Here is a 15,181-nt window from a genome sequence, read left to right as displayed (position 1 = left end):
AGTTCACTTAGGCGAGTCGGGGTCCGCCCACCTGCCCACCGCTGAGTACGGCTGGACCGATCCACTGGCGCAGCCATGTGCGTAGATCGGTGCCGAGAAGCGGAGGGTCGGGTGGCACGAAGACGAAGGAGTGGAACAGTCGCAACATCAGGGTGACGAGATCGTCGAGTGCTGCCTCGTCGTAGCCCAGTACGGCCCAGTCGACGCGACCGTCGAGAACCGCTTGCCGGCACATCGTCACCACGTCCCGGCTCACCAGCTGTGCAACATAGAGGTCGCTGCGGCCAGCGTTGATGAGCAGTTGCAGCATCGGTTCGTCGGGGACGACTTCGATTGCGAAAGCCAGTGACTCGACCACCAGCGTCACAGCGTCAGTGATGCCCGCGGTCGCCTCGTCCACCCGGCCGCGGAAGTCCGTCAGCGCGGCCAGGCCCACCGCTGCGAACAGCGCTTCCACGCTCGGGAAGTAGCGGTACATCGTGCGGCGCGTGATGCCAAGCTCGTCGGCCACGGCCTGCATCGTTGTTGCGGAGGCCCCAAGGCGACGCACGCACGCGGCCGTCGCAGCGACGATACGACGACGTGCCTCTTCTTCGTTGCCGGGAGGACTGCCTCCCCAGCCAGGTCCAGCCATCGGCTCTCCTCCGGAACAAGCGGTAGGTGAAGACATCATTCACAACGCTTTTGCGACACATACTAGTGGACAGTGTGCCACCGCTACCGCCGACATGCCGAAATGGTGGCAAATCTCGGGCGGCACCTTGCACGCCAGCCAATCAAATGTGACACTGACTCCACTTTGACGCTAGAGAGCAGGATGCCATGACAGATCTCGTTGTACGCAAGATCGACTTCGACTTCGGCGGGGACATCCCGTTCAACTGGAATCCTTCGAACCCTGCGTTCTCGCTCCAGGCCAACGCCATCTCGTTCCTGGCCATCGCGTTCGAGAAGTTTGTGGTGGCGGCCGTACGCGAGGCGATGCCACAGATCGAGGATCCGGGGGTTCTCGAAGAGGCTAGGGCTTTCGTGAACCAAGAGGCCCAGCACTCCATGGCCCACCGCACCCACGCCGATGCGCTGGCACGTGCCTATCCCGGCCTCGAAGAGACGCTGCAAGAAGCAATCGACTACTACCAGCGACTGGCCAAGAAGAAATCACTCTCCTGGCGCCTGGCGTTCCTCGCCGACCTCGAGGCCACCTTCACGCCGTTCTTCAAGATGTTGCTCGACCACGAGAAGACGCTGTTCAGGGCGGGCGACGAGCGGGTCGCATCGCTGTTCCTCTGGCACTTCTGCGAGGAGGTGGAGCATCGATCGTCGGGCCTGATCATCTATCAGGCGGTGGTCAAGAACAAGTGGTACCGCTCGTTCATCGTGCCGTCCGCTGCGTGGCACAGCCTGGTCGTCATGGAGCTGATCCTGGCCGGATTCAACCGATACGTGCCAATTGAGGAGCGCGTGCTCGATGCTCGGGTCCTGTCGGCGAAGTGGAGCTTGAAGACGACGGTCGCGAACTGGCTGCCGTGGCGGACGAAGGTCGAGATCCCGACGCCGTTCCCCGACCTACCCAAAGACGAGTCGCGCGAGATGATTCGCGGGCTGCTGGACTCCCAGTCGCCCTTCCACGACCCCGGCGACCAGCCGCTGCCAGCTTTTGCCGACGTGTGGTTCGAGCACTACGAAGCCGGCGGCGACGTGGCCCACTTCTACACCTCGCTCGAGAGTCACGCCGCCATCGGATCGGGCGCGCACGCCTTCCACCAGCTGAAGGTCGCGGCCGTCGAGCAGGTCACTCCCGACAGTGTGACAGTCACCTTTGACGTGCCAGACGACCTCAAGGAGCTCTTCGTCTACGAGGCGGGGCAGCATGTCTCGATTCGCGCCGTCGTCGACAGCGAGGACGTGCGGCGCACCTACTCCATCTATCCGGCGCGGTCCGAGGCCAGACTTGCCGTGGGCATCAAGCGTGCCCCCGGCGGGCAGTTCTCCAGCTATGCGGTCGACCGACTCAGGGCGGGCGATGTCCTGGGCGTCTCGCCCCCCACCGGCAGATTCAGCGTGCCGCTCGACCCCACGTCGCAGCGGCACCACGTCGGCATCGCGGGCGGTAGTGGCGTTGGACCGGTGCTCTCGGTACTCGCCACGACCCTCGAGGAGGAGCCCGGCAGCAAGTTCACCCTGCTGCACGCCAACCGCGACGCCGCTTCGAGGATGTTCACCCGAGAACTCGATGAGTTGCAGAAGCAACACCCGGACCAACTGAAGGTCATCGACGTGTTCGAGACCACCGATGGCTACCTGGACGTCGCCATGTTCCGCGCCTGGATTGACGACGGCACACTCGCCGCGGTCGACGTGTGGTTTGTCTGCGGACCCGACGCCATGGCGGATGTCGTCAACAGCGCGCTCAGCGACTTGGGCGTTGACCCCGGCGCCGTGCACTCCGAGTCCTACACGCCGGGTGCAGAGCGCGGGATCACCATCTCGGCAGAGGCAGCGGCCCATGCTGACGCCAATCTCACGTTCGTCATCGGCGGGCAGGAGCACGCGGTGCCTTTCGCCGGGCGTACGGTGCTCGACGCTGCTCTGGCCACCGGCCGCGACGTGCCGTGGTCGTGTCGCTCGGGGTTGTGCGGAACCTGTCAGGCACAGCTGTGCTTGGGGACCGTCGAAATGGCCCACAACGATGTGCTCAGCGATGCCGAGGTCGCCGCCGGTCTCGTGCTCACCTGCCAGTCCCGACCCACCAGCAACGACGTCCACATCGACTACGACCGCTAGGAGTGGTCGTGCCCGGCGATCTTGACAGACCAAGACCCGCCATCGGCCGAGGCACCGATTCCGTACGTGAAACCTAGACGTCCCCATCCACCCCTGCAGATTTTCCTCTGCTGGAACAGCGCACCCATGGCGTGCGGGACACTCCGGGGCACACGTCCCCGATGGAGTCGAACACTTCAGCGGTCCGCCAGAACCATCTCCGCGGCAATCCAGCCCACGGCCATGACGGGGGCCGCTGAGTTGCCGGACACCTGGTTGGGGAGCACCGAGGCGTCTACGATCCGCAGTCCGTCGACGCCACGGACGCGCAGCGAATGATCGACGACGTCATCGTCGGAGGGACCCATGCCGCAGGAGCCGACTGCGTGGTAGATCCCGCCTCCCGACGCGCGGGCGTACCGGATCACATCATCCGGTGTCGTCACCAACGGTCCTGGGAAGACCTCGGTGTGGACGAGGTCTGCGAGCGGTGCGGTGGCGACGACCTGGCGAGCGTGGTCGAGGATTGCGCTGGTCGTCTCACGTTCGGCGGCGTCCCGGAAGTACTGCTGCTCGATGACCGGTGGAGCGTCAGGATCAGCGCCGCCCAGGTGGACCGACGAGGGTGTCGTGGGGCGCAGGGCGTAGCCCGTGAACAGGAGACCTGAGTACGGTGCGAGCTTCATCTCGGTCGAGGTCTCGTCGAGCGCGACCGGCACCCACACACCCTGAGCGTCGGGACGGGCGGCCTCGGGTGAGGAGCAGAATGCGCTCACGACGTCGTAGCCGCTGGTCGCGATGGGTCCGCGCCGGGTGGCGAGGTAGCGGGCTCCCTCGACCAGTTGTCGTGGCCGGGTGTTGAGTCGTTCTGTGGCTCCGTGCCGATCGCGGAACCGGACCTGCATGCTGACAGCGCGCTGCTCGATCACCCGCTCCCCCACGTTGGGACTTTCCACGATCGGCGTCACGCCGGCCGCGGCGAGGATGTCGGGGCGGCCGATGCCTGATCGTTCGAGCAATAGCGGGCTCTCGATCGTGCCGGCGGCGACGAGCACCTCCCGGCTGGCCCGCGCCTCCACGACTCGTCCGCGGCGGCGGAGCCGGACTCCGACTACGCGGGTGCCTTCGAGGATCAGCTGCTCGGCGCGGGCGTGCGTCATGATGTTCAGGCCGCTGCCCTTGCGTGCGGGGTCGAGGAAGGTCGCGGCGCTGACCCGGCGTCCGTTGCGGATCGTTGCTGGCGTGAAGCCGATCCGTGCGTCGTCGGAGGTATTGAAGTCTTCGGTCCTACGGAGGCCAACGGTGCGGGCTGCCTCGAAGAGCGCGTTGGTGACCTCGTCGGACTCGGTCGGGGTCGAGACGTCGAGACGCTGCTCGATGGTGTCGTACGCTCGTTGGAACTCGGCGGCACCCCACCCAGAATTGCCGGCGGCCTCAAGTGCCGCGAAGTCGGCTGCGGCACCACGGACGTACATCATGCCGTTGATCAGCGTCGAGCCACCGATCCCTCGGCCGCGGATCCAGGTCTCGGGGCCGCCACCGGGGATCGGTCGGGTCGGGTAGCTGTGGGTGTGTCGTTTCGAGCGCAGCGTGAAGTAGAAGGCGCGAGGGACGGACAGCACAGGGCTGCGTCCTGATCCGCCGTCCTCGACCAGGAGGACCGTCACGCCCGCTTCGGAAGCCAGCCTGGCCGCGAGCACGCACCCTGCCGCGCCGGCGCCGACCACGATGTAGTCGTAGGTCATGTGTCGGGCTCGGATCGGCGGGGCGGCATCCAGCGTGGGAGCAGGCAGCGGACCGATCGTTGCCGGACCGCTCCCTGCCAGACCCCGGCGCCGTAGGCGACGTCGTCGGCCCGGCGGGCGAGAATATAGCGGACCGGGTCCAGCTTCGCCCCCGAAGCCCGATGCGCAAGGACCCCGTCGAGGACGGCTGCGGTGGCCAGGGCTCGGCGTGCCCGCGACGACACGAGCGCCAACGCGATCGACACGGGCCACCAGTGGCGGAGCATCAGGCTCGGCACCTGGCGAGCCATCGTTGTTCCCGTTGCCGCGATCACTTGGGCACGCCGACCCGGCGTCAGGTCTGACAGTCCCGAGCCCATGGTCCGAGCGAAGTCAGCAGCCCCGACAACTGCGACGGCCCATGACCACCTTCGCTGCAGCAAGACGCCCATTGCGGTCGTGGCGAGCGCCCGGGTGAACACCGCGGGCGCCACCCGATTCCCATGGCGCTGCGCCAGAGGTGCCGCGCTGGTCCCGTAGAACGTCTTGCGGCCGAGCCAGCCGGCCACGGTGTCCCGCGCGTCGTGATCCACCGTCACTTCGGCGGCATACCGCACCCGGTGTCCATCGGCCTGGAGCCGCCAGATGAGGTCGACATCTTCACCGCTGCGCAGGAGCGGGTCGAATCCCGCACCGAGCGCATCAACCCGAGCCAGGAGGCACGCGCTGGGGACGTACGTCACCGGTGTCCACGGTCGGACCGTAGCCGCCGAGGGTCCGAGGTCGAGCGACCCAGATGCCGCCTCGTAGCGCTGGAACCATCGGCCACCAGGTGGTGTCTTCACGCGAGGAGCCACTGCCGCCAGCCGGGGGTCGACGAAGTGGCGCGTCAGGTCGGCGAGGGACTCGGCGGACACCATGACGTCGGAGTCCACGAACGCGACGAAGGGCGTGGCGACCTGGTGGAGGCCGGCGTTGCGGGCGGCGGCCGGGCCAACGTTGTGATCGAGCCGAACCAGTGGTGACCTGTATTCCGCGACGATGCCGGCGAGCCTCCGCGGGTCGGCGGACGCGTCATCCACCACGACGCACCTCACCCGCTGGGCAAGGCCGCGCAGCAGGCGCTCGACGCCGGCGGCGTTGTCACGGACGGGCACGACGACCGTGAGTTCGTCGAGCGGTTGATCGGCCTTCCGATCGATCACGGGCTCGGCGATATCCAGATCCAGCAGGCGATCGGCCAGGAGCGCGCTGGTCGACGACGACACCGTCACCTCGCGGTCCACGATCAGTTGCCGCGCAGCAGCGGACAGCCGTAGGACGCGGGGTCCGACGATCACTTGGCCAACCAGCTCGACCTCGTCATGCAGGCGCACCGTGAAGCCGAGCGGGAGTGGCGGGTCCGTCACTGTCGCGACACGGTCTCGGCAAAAAGGGTGCGCAGCATCCCCCGTGCGTCGGCGACCCCATGCTCCAAGCGGCTGACGGTGTCACCAACCATGGTCGCGAGAATCCGACGTCCTTCATCGGGGCTGGCGCCAGTCGGGTCACCAAGGATCCCGTTTGGCGAGACCGCGGCCATGCCTCCGGCCATCAGCAGCGGCATGATCTCGGCCAAGGGGCGCGTCTCCCCCGGTTCCGCTCGGTCGAGGCGGACACTCGACGGGCGCAGGTGCAGCATCAAGGACGTCTCGGTAACTCCCGCGTGCAGGTCGACTCCCTCGGTCGCGCACGGCACCCAAGCGACCTCGTGATGCTCGGCAATCATCTGGAAGACCGCCTTGGACACAGCGGCCAGGTTGCCTCCGTGCGCGTTGACGAACACGACCCGTCCGGCCCATGTGCTCATCGAGCGGACCAGCTCGATGACGACCTGTTGGAGGACCTCCGTGCCGATCGAGCTGGTGCCGGCGAAGGCCTGGTGCTCTCCGCTCGACCCGTAGGTCAGAGCGGGAGCCACATACACGTCGCCCGCCGTTGCCGCCGCGACGCCTTCGGCCACGGCGATGGCAATCGTGGTGTCGGTGTCGAGCGGGAGGTGAGGTCCGTGCTGCTCGATCGAGCCAACCGGCACCAGCACGAGCGGTCGCTTCCCGATCTCGGGCCAGACGGCATCGGCGAGGGGGGTCATGGCGTGTGCGCCACCGCGCCGAGATTCCGTGCGAATCCCGGAGCCATCACCAGATGGTCCGGAGTGACCTCGTGGATCGAGGAGACCCCCATGCCCAGGAGGGCCGAGTCGATGCCGCTGCGCAGGACGTCCAGGACATTCTCGACCCCGGGCTGCCCGTTCGCCGCGAGGCCCCAGAGATAGGCGCGGCCGATCATCACTGCGCGAGCGCCGAGGGCGACGGCCTTGACGACGTCACTGCCCCGGCGGATGCCACCGTCCAGAAGTACCTCGATCTGGTCGCCGACGGCGTCGGCGACGGCAGGAAGCGCCCGGATCGGAGCCGGCGTGCCGTCGAGGTTGTTGCCGCCGTGGTTGGACACCGAGATCGCTGTGACGCCGGCGTCGACCGCGCGACGGGCATCGTCGACGCGGCACACACCCTTGAGCATGAACGGCCCGCCCCACTGCTCGCGCATCCACTCCACGTCTTCCCACGACGGTGGCGGTGTCGTCATCCACTCGTAGTAGGCACCGAAGAACGTCGGGCCCTTCGCCTCGCCGGGCCCAGCGAGGTTGGGCGCGGTCAGATCAGGCAGGTTGCCCGCGAACGACTTCAACCAGCGCGGCTTGCGCAGCACCTGGGGCGCGAACTTCATCGCGGTCTTGAAGTCGACCTTCTCAGGGATCTCCGGGCTGCCCCAGTCTCGGCCCATCGAGAACGACCAGTCCAGAGTCGCGATCAGACCCACTGCGCCGGCGGCGCGGGCACGGTCCATGCGCTGGATCATGACGTCACGGTCACCGGTCCAGTACATCTGGAAGAACGTCGCGGGGTTCGCCTCGACGACCTCCTCGACCGATCGGGACGCAAAGTTGCTCAACCCGATCACGGTGCCGCGGGCTGCGGCGGCACGGGCGACGGCGACCTCACCATCGGGGTGCACAGCCTGGACGCCTGTCGGCGACATGATCACCGGCAGCGAAATCTCCTGGCCCATGACGGTGGTTGCTAGGTCGCGCTTGGCCTGATGGCCCGCCACATGTGGGGCGAAGCCCAGCTCCATGAACGCCGCCTCGTTGTCGGCCATGGACTGGCCGCGCTCGGACCCCGCGACCAGCGCGCCGTACACCGAGGACGGCAGGCGCTTCTTGGCACGCTGCTGCGCGACGGCGACGGACTCGAACCAGGAGTTCTGCTTCCAGGGGTTCTTCGACATCTGTGTTCCTTCTAAAGAGTGAAGCCGGCGAGAGGGTTCTCCGCGCACGCTGATACTGGCGGGGCCGTGATGCCCTCACGTCGACTCAGGGTCAACATCACGGGCTGGTTGCGGGCCGGGGTGGTACGTGAGTGGTCCTGGCTCTGCGCCGGGATCGAGCGGTCGGCGGCCAGGGCGGTCTCGCCGTAGCCCTTGACACATTCGGGGTCCGGTCCGTCGAGCGGCAGGCCGGTGAAGAACTTTGCCGCCATGCAGCCGCCGCGGCAGGCGTCGAAGAACTCGCACTTCGTGCACGCACCCGAGGTCTGGGGTGACCGCAGATCCTTGAAGAGCTCCGAAAGCTGCCACACCCGCTCGAAGCCACCGTCAGCCAGGATGTTGCCGGCGAGGAAGTTCTCGTGGATCGCGAACGGGCAGGCATACACGTCACCGATCGGGTCGATCAGGCACACGACCCGGCCGGCGCCGCACAGGTTGAGGCCCGGGAGGGTCTCACCGAAGGCCGACAGGTGGAAGAAGGAGTCGCCGGTCAGGACGTTCTCGCCATTGGCCATGAGCCAGTCGTACAGGACCTTCTGCTGCTCGGGAAGCGGATGCAGCTCGTCCCACACGTCCGCTCCACGGCCGGAAGGCCGCAAGCGGGTCAGGCGCAAGGTGGCGCCGTAATGGTCGGCCAGCGCCTTGAACTCGTCGAGCTGACCGATGTTCTGCCGCGTGCAGACGACCGAGATCTTGGCGTCCTTGAAGCCAGCGTTCTGCAGGTTCGCCAACGCCTTGATCGCCATGTCGTACGACCCGGGACCACGGACATAGTCGTTGACCTCGGCGGTCGCGCCGTCGAGGGAGATCTGCACATCGACGTAGTCCGTCGAGGCCAGGAACGCCGCCCCCTCAGGGTTGAGTCGCACCCCGTTGGTCGAGAACTTCACACCGACGTCGTGCGCGACGGCGTACTCCAGGAGCTCCCAGAAGTCCGGCCGAATGGTCGGCTCGCCTCCACCGATGTTGACGTAGAAGACCTGCATGCGCTGCAGCTCGTCGATGACGGCTTTGCACTGGTCGGTGTCCAGCTCGCGCGGATCACGCTTGCCCGATGACGACAAGCAGTGTGCGCACGCCAGGTTGCAGGCGTACGTCAACTCCCAGGTCAAACAGATCGGGGCGTCAAGTCCCAGCTCGAACTGCTCGATGAGGGAGGCGTCTTTGGGGCGGTCGATGACCGGCCGGTTCTGAAGGATCGTCATGCCACTGCTTCCTTGGTGGTCGTGCGCGGGCGGATCATGTCGGTGGCGGCGAGGCCTTCAAGAGCGGCAACGTATCCCGGCCAGTCAGCCTCACGGATGCCGACCGACGTCAGCGCGTCGCGCACGTCAGCGTGATCGGAAAGTGCTCGGACGACGGCGACAAGCTCGTTGCGCTTCAGGAACGTGAGCTTGCGGTTGCCGAAGTGGTACGCCATGGCGCCGAACGGCTCCGGGCGCAATGCCACCGCCGGCGACAGGTCCCAGGCCTGGTCGATCATCTCGGTCATCGTCGACGACTCAGTAGACGCCGCACATGCCGTCGATCGAAACTTCCTCGATCAGCGACTCGGCGGTCACCGGGGCTTCGTCGGTCGTGCTGGGCTCGTTGGTGGGGGCGTCGATGCTCATGGTCACTCCTAGGTTGTGGTGTGAGACACATATTAATGGCACCGAGGGCCAAAAAGGAAGCCCCTCGAAAGGAATTGGTATGTTCCTGCCATGACCGCAGCGGCTTCTCCTCGCACGATGCCTGGCCGGCCCGTCGCCACGACGCACGCCGAGATCGAGCAGGCGGCCTTCCGCCTCTTCGACGAGCGCGGATTCGAGAAGACCACGCTGGATGCGCTCGCCGCCGAGGTTGGAGTAGGTCGGCGCACCCTGTTCCGCTACTACAACTCCAAGAACGACATCCCCTGGGGAGAGTTCGGTGCAAGTCTCGACGCGTTCCGCGGGATCCTCGCATCGATGCCCCTGGACATCCCCTTGTGGGAGGCGATCCACCGAGGTGTGCTCGCATTCAACGACTTCGACGCTGACACGACGCGCCTGCACCGCCAACGCATGGCGCTGATCCTCACCACGCCGGCGCTCCAGGCGCACTCGGTCCACCAGTACGCGGAGTGGCGCCGGGTGATCTCGGACTATGTCGCAGCCCGTCTCGACCTAGCCCCGGATGACATGCTCCCCCGGGTCGTCGGTCACGTGAGCCTCGCCCTGGCGATCTCCGCCTACGAGCAATGGCTTGCCGACGAGACCGCCCCTCTGCTCGGCCTGGTCGACCGGGCGATGGGCGGGCTCCGGCAGTACCTGAACGAGAACTAGACGGCCCGACCCCCGCGCCTACGATCGACTAGCCGGACCCGGCGGACTCAGCAGGCTCACGAATCTTTCGGCCACCTGAGCCATCTCGTCAATCGCGCGTCGACGCACGGGCCGGATGTCATCACCGTCGCGGTCGTGCTGAGAACGAAGAGCCGCCAGGTGTGCCCGGCGCAGCTCGGTGTTGACGTTGACCTTCGCCACTCCGATGGCCACAGCGCGGCGCACCTGGTCGGCCGGCAACCCCGAAGCCCCGTGCAGCACCAGCGGTACGTCGACGACGGCAGCGATCGCCGCGAGTCGATCCAGGTCGAGTGCGGCCACACGGTCGGCCACGCCGTGGACGTTGCCGACCGAGACTGCGAGCGCATCGACACCCGTGCGATGCACGAACTCCTCGGCCTGTTCCACGTCGGTGAGTCGCACTCCTGAGGCGTCTCCCCCTGAGGCATCCTCGTCGCCTCCGACTGCGCCCAACTCGCCCTCCACCCACGCAGACGTCGCCCTCGCCAGGCCCGCCGCCTCTCTCGTCGCAGCCACGTTCTCCTCGAAGGGTAGATGTGAGCCGTCGAACATGACCGAGGTGAAGCCGTGCCTCAGGCATGCCGAGATCTCGTCGAGGTCCGTGCTGTGATCGAGGTGGAGCCCCACCGGACCCGCCGATGCCTCGGCGACGACTCCCATCAGTCCGGCCAGCTCTGCGCGTCCGACGTCGACGAAGCAGCCAGAAGCGGCTTGGAGGATCACCGCACGGTCCCTTCGGTGCGCAGCTCGCGCCACGGCCACCGCGGACTCCATGGTGTAAATCGTGAAGGAACCTAGGGCCGAGCCGTCTGCAGCCGCCCTGTGCAATGAGTCCAGACCGCGATCGATCACGCCCGACCGCCGCGATCCAGCAGTTCGACGGTGACCGAGAGAGCGTCGGGGGCTCCGACGTTTCCTGGGAAAATCACGAAGGGCCGATCGAAGCTTCCTGTCGTGTCTGTTGGCGTGAACATCGAGACCTGTCCGGGGAAGACCTGTCCGACGACCCGCGCCCGGCGCACGCCCAATCCCCTGACTGCCACATCGTGGGAGGTGATGCCGCCCTTGAGAACGACCCACCTCAACGGCGTGTCCTCGGCGATCGGTCGGACGATCTGCGCCAGGGCATCACTGACCGATCGCGCGATGCGGAGGCTGTCCTCCGCATCGGACCCTTTCACCAGCTCACGTCCGGTGACGAGCGCCACGTTGCCGTGCTTGAGCGCGAGACGCAGACGCACAACTGTCTCGCGCACCACGGCGACGGGCTCCGCGAGGAGTGCCGGAACGTCGACCTCGACCGTCGAGATCGGCTGCTCGGCCCGGAGGGTATTGAGCTGCGCATTGGTCGTTTTCGTGTGTGACCCAATCACGACTAGGCCGCTGCCACGCTTGGCCACCGAATCGGCGGCCTCGTCACCGAGCACCTTCAGCTCCTCGATCCCGAGCAGGGAGCGAACGAAGGACGGACCCACCCGATAGCCCAGGACCGCACCCTCGGACTCCGCGACCAGGGCGCCTGCCGCGACGATGTCCAGGTCCTGTCCGGCCTCGACATCAGGCACGACCCACCGGCCGTGGGCAGCCAGTAACACGTCCGCGACGGCTCGTGCACCTCCGTCTCGGATCCGATCTAGACTCAGCTCCAACACATCGGTTCGCCTGATCGCGCCCGCGCTGACCTCCACCAGGAAGTCAGACAGCCGGGAACTGGCGAAGCCGAAGGTCGCGTCCCGGGCGAACTCGCTCTGGCCAACAGGCAACCAGGCACCGTCGACCAACGCCTGATGCACGCCCCCACGGGTCACCCGACCGGCTTCGGGAAATGCCGGGACGAACAACTGGGCGTCATGGCCCCGCCCGGACACGTCGCGCCGCGCCTGCTCAACTGCCGCGACCTCGGCGACGACGTGACCCCTCAGCGTCGAGTCACCACGAGTCACCACCTGCAGCGGCCCACAGCCCGGCGCTGTCAGCACAGCACGCACCACGCGACTCACGACCGCCACGGCTTCGTCCCGCGCGAGCGATCGAGAGTTCGTGAGCGCAAATATCTGCCGGCGAGCCGTCGCAAGGCCTCGGCGCAGCACGTCCTCATCGAGGTCGAAGGCGACCTCGACGTCGTGCACTGCCTGCGAGCCTGTCGGGTCGTCGTCGAGAATGAGAGTCCGGACGCCGGACTCTCGGCGGAGCCGCCGGACGACGCCCAGCGGTGACTCGTGGTCCATCTGTCTCTCCTATGTCTCGGTGTCGCGCCTAATCGCAGAGTGCGGGACTGCCGACGGCGTCTCCAACAGCCGGACGAGGTTCGCCGTCACCTCGGCGCCGCGCTCCCACGGCAGCAAATGACCGGCGCCGGGCTGGATGTGCAGGTCGGCAGCCTTGATCCCCGCCGCGATGACCCGTTGATATTCGGGTGGACACAGGGGGTCATTCGCACCACCCATGATCAGGGTGGGCGCGGTGATCGTGCCAAGATCGTCGACCAGACTCGTGCGGGTCTCCTGCAACGTCAGCTGATTCAAGAACTCCTCCGGTCCGGCGACCTCGGCCATCGCCCGAGCGAGCAGCCGGAACCGGTCGTCGACACCGGGCCGCAGCATGGCCTGGACAACCTCGTCGACGACAGCGCCGAATCGCTCACGGGTCACCAGATCGCGCCATCGCCTCCACAACGTCAGCTGTTCGGGCCGCGGCGCATGAGGGTTCGCGCAGATCAGGCCCAGATGAGAGATCCGGTCCGGTGCGCGAAGTGCGCACGACAGAGCGACGATGCCGCCCAATGAGAACCCCACGAGTGCCATCGGCCCAGTCTGCGAATCGAGCACGTGCTTGACCGCATGCTCCACCGACTCGCTGGTGACCCGTTGGACATCTACGTCAGCGATGTTGCCCAGCGCCGCCGCCTGATCGGCGAAGACACTCTCGTCACACAGCTGACCAACCAGCAGGACGACCGTCGGTCGAGCTACGGTCGCGCCGCTGTCGGTCGTCATACCTATCGTGGCTGGCGCACTCAGAGTCGACCGACCAGTTCGGCCCAGGCGCTCGGCTCGTATGCCTTGAGGACGCTGACGGTGACGTTGCCAGACCGACGAAGCGCCATGGCGAATACGGCCACCGACTCCTCGTCAGGCGACTCGACCTTCATGATGAAGTCGAACTCGCCGGTGGTGAAGAACCACTCCAGGATCTCGAGGCCATGCTTGCGTGCCAGGTCGGGCACACCGCCGGACCTCGCGGGAGCCTCCTTCACCGTGAGCATTGCCTCGCGGGTGTTGGTCTCGGTGATGAAGTAGACAGCCATGTTCAGTTCCCTTTCGTTGGTCAGTGAGCCGGTTGGCTCACACAGTTGCTGCGGGCTTCAACCCGACAGCGACAAGCTCTTCGTTCAGGCCCTCGAGGACGAACTCGGGGAGCGTGAGCGGCCCGGTCTCGGAGTAGCCTCGGCGTTCCGGCTCCCCGGGCACCAAGACGTCCCGTCCGGCTGTGACCGGTCGGGAAGACTTCATGTAGGCCTTGAGGTCGCCGACTCGCTCCGCCAGCTCGGCATCCCCGCGGATCGCCATCAGCGCCAAGTTGTTGCCGCGCCCCTCGCCGACATCCGACCGGTCGCCGGCCAGGACCGTCGACAAGCACTCGCTCAGCAGCGCCAGCGCGTATCCCTTGTGACCGAAGACGGATCCTCCGAGCGGGAGCAAGGAGCCGGGAGCGGGATCGCCGTCCGGTCCGCCGTAGAACAGTGCCGTATCGGTGGTCATCCGCCCCTCGGAGTCGGTGATTGCGTCGGATGGAGCTGGTTGACCGGCGCCGTGAAGCACTCGGATCTTGCCCTCCGGTGCGGCGCTGGTCGAGAAGTCCGCGGAGATGAATCCATCGGGAGTCGGCGCCGCCCAAGCCATCGGGTTGGTCGACATCCGACCGTCCTTTCCTCCGAACGGGACCATCCGGTGGAATCGCGGAGCGCCCGAGGCGAAGGCAAGGACCACATAGCCCTGCTTGGCCAGGTTCTCGGTATAGGCACCAAGCCGGCCGGTGTGCTGCACGTTGCGGACCGTGACGAAGGCCGTGCCGCGCTCTGCGGCGAGCGATGCCAACTGGTCGACGGCGAAGAGTCCGGCCACCTGACCGAATCCCTCGTGCCCGTCGACGTGGCGCACCGTGTCCAGCGACCCGACCACGGTCGGCTCCGCATCGGGGACCAACTGTCCCTTGGCGATCTCCTTGAGGTACTGCGTGACTCGCATCAGACCATGTGAGGGAAGGTGCAGGCGATCGCTCTCGACAAGATGGTCAGCGACGGCTCTAGCGTTGTGCTCGCTGGCTCCGTGGGACACGAACAGCTGTCCCACCAGCCGTGCGGTCTCGATCGGGTCGATGTCTACTGTGCGCATGGAGGTCATCCGTTCACTCATTCGGTTCCGCGGTGACCATCACCGAGGCGTAGATGCATGGTTCGTCCGAGCGGTTGCTCCAGGTATGGGCGGTGCCGCGTTGGACGAGAACGTCGCCGGGACCCAACAGCACCTCGTCGCGCTCGGTCACCGCGTAGATCTGTCCGGACAGGATGACGTTGTAGTCAACCGTGTCGTTGCGGTGAAACGTCGGGTCTTCGTGATCGACGGTCCGCTCCGAGGCGTGGATCGCGGCCATGTCGGCTTCGACATCTCCGCCGGACCGGGTCGAGTCAGGCTCAAACACCACGACCCTCACACTGGTGCCACCCGGGACCGGGTGGTGCGAGACCGGCCGCGCGCCCGGGTCGGCCTCACCACCGTCGTCCGTGAGCACACCGTCGGTAGCCCACATCTCGTGGAAAACCAGGCCCCGCCCCGGCTGCTCGAGCACCTGCGGCGCTGGCCCGTCCATCACGTGCTCGGAGAATCCGTCTGCCTTCACAGCAGCTACAACTCGGCGGATCGCCTTCGACATCAAACCCCTCAAATCTCGGTCTCGGTAGGTGTAGTAATTCTATGGCAACCGGTTGCCGTGCTCTCA

Annotated in this window: 16 protein-coding genes; 2 read left to right on the top strand and 14 right to left on the bottom strand. The window is 66.6% G+C overall.

The features are described 5' to 3' along the window. Nucleotides 1-7: 7 nt before the first annotated feature. A complete protein-coding gene (locus C6I20_RS03090; protein WP_162891088.1) occupies nt 8-634 on the bottom strand; it encodes a TetR/AcrR family transcriptional regulator in 627 nt (208 codons plus the stop codon). A gap of 188 nt (nt 635-822) precedes the next feature. Between C6I20_RS03090 and C6I20_RS03085 the strand changes: the two genes are divergently transcribed. Beyond that, nucleotides 823-2,784 (top strand): metal-dependent hydrolase, encoded by a 1,962-nt coding sequence (locus C6I20_RS03085; RefSeq protein WP_118394619.1) that lies wholly within the window; start codon nt 823-825, stop codon nt 2,782-2,784. 176 nt (nt 2,785-2,960) lie between these two features. Here the strand turns inward: C6I20_RS03085 and C6I20_RS03080 are convergent, their stop codons facing one another. The 7 genes from C6I20_RS03080 to mftA are packed head-to-tail and all read right to left on the bottom strand — an operon-like array spanning nt 2,961 to nt 9,469. Beyond that, entirely contained in the window at nt 2,961-4,508 is a 1,548-nt protein-coding gene (locus C6I20_RS03080; RefSeq protein WP_118394618.1) for a GMC family oxidoreductase, read from the bottom strand. Further along, nucleotides 4,505-5,896: a mycofactocin biosynthesis glycosyltransferase MftF gene (mftF, locus tag C6I20_RS03075; protein ID WP_118394617.1), complete on the bottom strand. Its 1,392-nt coding sequence runs from the start codon at nt 5,894-5,896 to the stop codon at nt 4,505-4,507. The genes C6I20_RS03080 and mftF overlap by 4 nt, the downstream gene beginning before the upstream one ends. Continuing rightward, nucleotides 5,893-6,618 carry a mycofactocin biosynthesis peptidyl-dipeptidase MftE gene (gene mftE / locus C6I20_RS03070; RefSeq protein WP_118394616.1) on the bottom strand — a complete coding sequence of 242 codons (726 nt, stop codon included), beginning with the start codon at nt 6,616-6,618 and terminating at the stop codon, nt 5,893-5,895. The genes mftF and mftE overlap by 4 nt, the downstream gene beginning before the upstream one ends. Continuing rightward, a complete protein-coding gene (mftD, locus tag C6I20_RS03065; RefSeq protein ID WP_118394615.1) occupies nt 6,615-7,817 on the bottom strand; it encodes a pre-mycofactocin synthase MftD in 1,203 nt (400 codons plus the stop codon). The genes mftE and mftD overlap by 4 nt, the downstream gene beginning before the upstream one ends. A gap of 11 nt (nt 7,818-7,828) precedes the next feature. Then, nucleotides 7,829-9,061 (bottom strand): mycofactocin radical SAM maturase, encoded by a 1,233-nt coding sequence (gene mftC, locus C6I20_RS03060; RefSeq protein ID WP_118394614.1) that lies wholly within the window; start codon nt 9,059-9,061, stop codon nt 7,829-7,831. Then, on the bottom strand, nt 9,058-9,348 hold the full coding sequence (gene mftB, locus C6I20_RS03055) for a mycofactocin biosynthesis chaperone MftB (RefSeq protein ID WP_118394613.1): 291 nt from the start codon (nt 9,346-9,348) through the stop codon (nt 9,058-9,060). The genes mftC and mftB overlap by 4 nt, the downstream gene beginning before the upstream one ends. Before the next feature lie 10 nt (nt 9,349-9,358). Further along, nucleotides 9,359-9,469, bottom strand: coding sequence for a mycofactocin precursor MftA (gene mftA, locus C6I20_RS03050; protein ID WP_118394612.1), 111 nt, complete (start codon nt 9,467-9,469; stop codon nt 9,359-9,361). A gap of 90 nt (nt 9,470-9,559) precedes the next feature. Here mftA and mftR point away from each other — a divergent pair, with 90 nt between their 5' ends. Beyond that, nucleotides 9,560-10,162 (top strand): mycofactocin system transcriptional regulator, encoded by a 603-nt coding sequence (gene mftR, locus C6I20_RS03045; protein ID WP_118394611.1) that lies wholly within the window; start codon nt 9,560-9,562, stop codon nt 10,160-10,162. A gap of 18 nt (nt 10,163-10,180) precedes the next feature. Here mftR and C6I20_RS03040 read toward each other — a convergent pair whose 3' ends face one another. The 6 genes from C6I20_RS03040 to C6I20_RS03015 are packed head-to-tail and all read right to left on the bottom strand — an operon-like array spanning nt 10,181 to nt 15,115. Then, the gene (locus C6I20_RS03040; RefSeq protein WP_118394610.1) at nt 10,181-11,035 is read right to left on the bottom strand and encodes a class II fructose-bisphosphate aldolase; all 855 of its coding nucleotides are present in this window, start codon (nt 11,033-11,035) and stop codon (nt 10,181-10,183) included. Beyond that, nucleotides 11,032-12,411, bottom strand: coding sequence for a four-carbon acid sugar kinase family protein (locus C6I20_RS03035; protein WP_118394609.1), 1,380 nt, complete (start codon nt 12,409-12,411; stop codon nt 11,032-11,034). Before C6I20_RS03035 ends, C6I20_RS03040 begins: the two co-directional genes overlap by 4 nt. A 9-nt stretch (nt 12,412-12,420) precedes the next feature. Then, a complete protein-coding gene (locus C6I20_RS03030; RefSeq protein ID WP_118394608.1) occupies nt 12,421-13,179 on the bottom strand; it encodes an alpha/beta fold hydrolase in 759 nt (252 codons plus the stop codon). 20 nt (nt 13,180-13,199) lie between these two features. After that, a complete protein-coding gene (locus C6I20_RS03025; RefSeq protein ID WP_118394607.1) occupies nt 13,200-13,490 on the bottom strand; it encodes a GYD domain-containing protein in 291 nt (96 codons plus the stop codon). 37 nt (nt 13,491-13,527) lie between these two features. Beyond that, the gene (locus C6I20_RS03020) at nt 13,528-14,577 is read right to left on the bottom strand and encodes an Ldh family oxidoreductase (protein WP_162891087.1); all 1,050 of its coding nucleotides are present in this window, start codon (nt 14,575-14,577) and stop codon (nt 13,528-13,530) included. 13 nt (nt 14,578-14,590) lie between these two features. Then, a complete protein-coding gene (locus tag C6I20_RS03015; protein WP_162891086.1) occupies nt 14,591-15,115 on the bottom strand; it encodes a cupin domain-containing protein in 525 nt (174 codons plus the stop codon). Nucleotides 15,116-15,181 lie beyond the last annotated feature (66 nt).

The organism is Aeromicrobium sp. A1-2 (assembly GCF_003443875.1).
Lineage (GTDB): Bacteria > Actinomycetota > Actinomycetes > Propionibacteriales > Nocardioidaceae > Aeromicrobium.
Note: the sequence above shows the minus strand (reverse complement) of the source record. Positions and strands in the feature narration are given on the sequence as shown.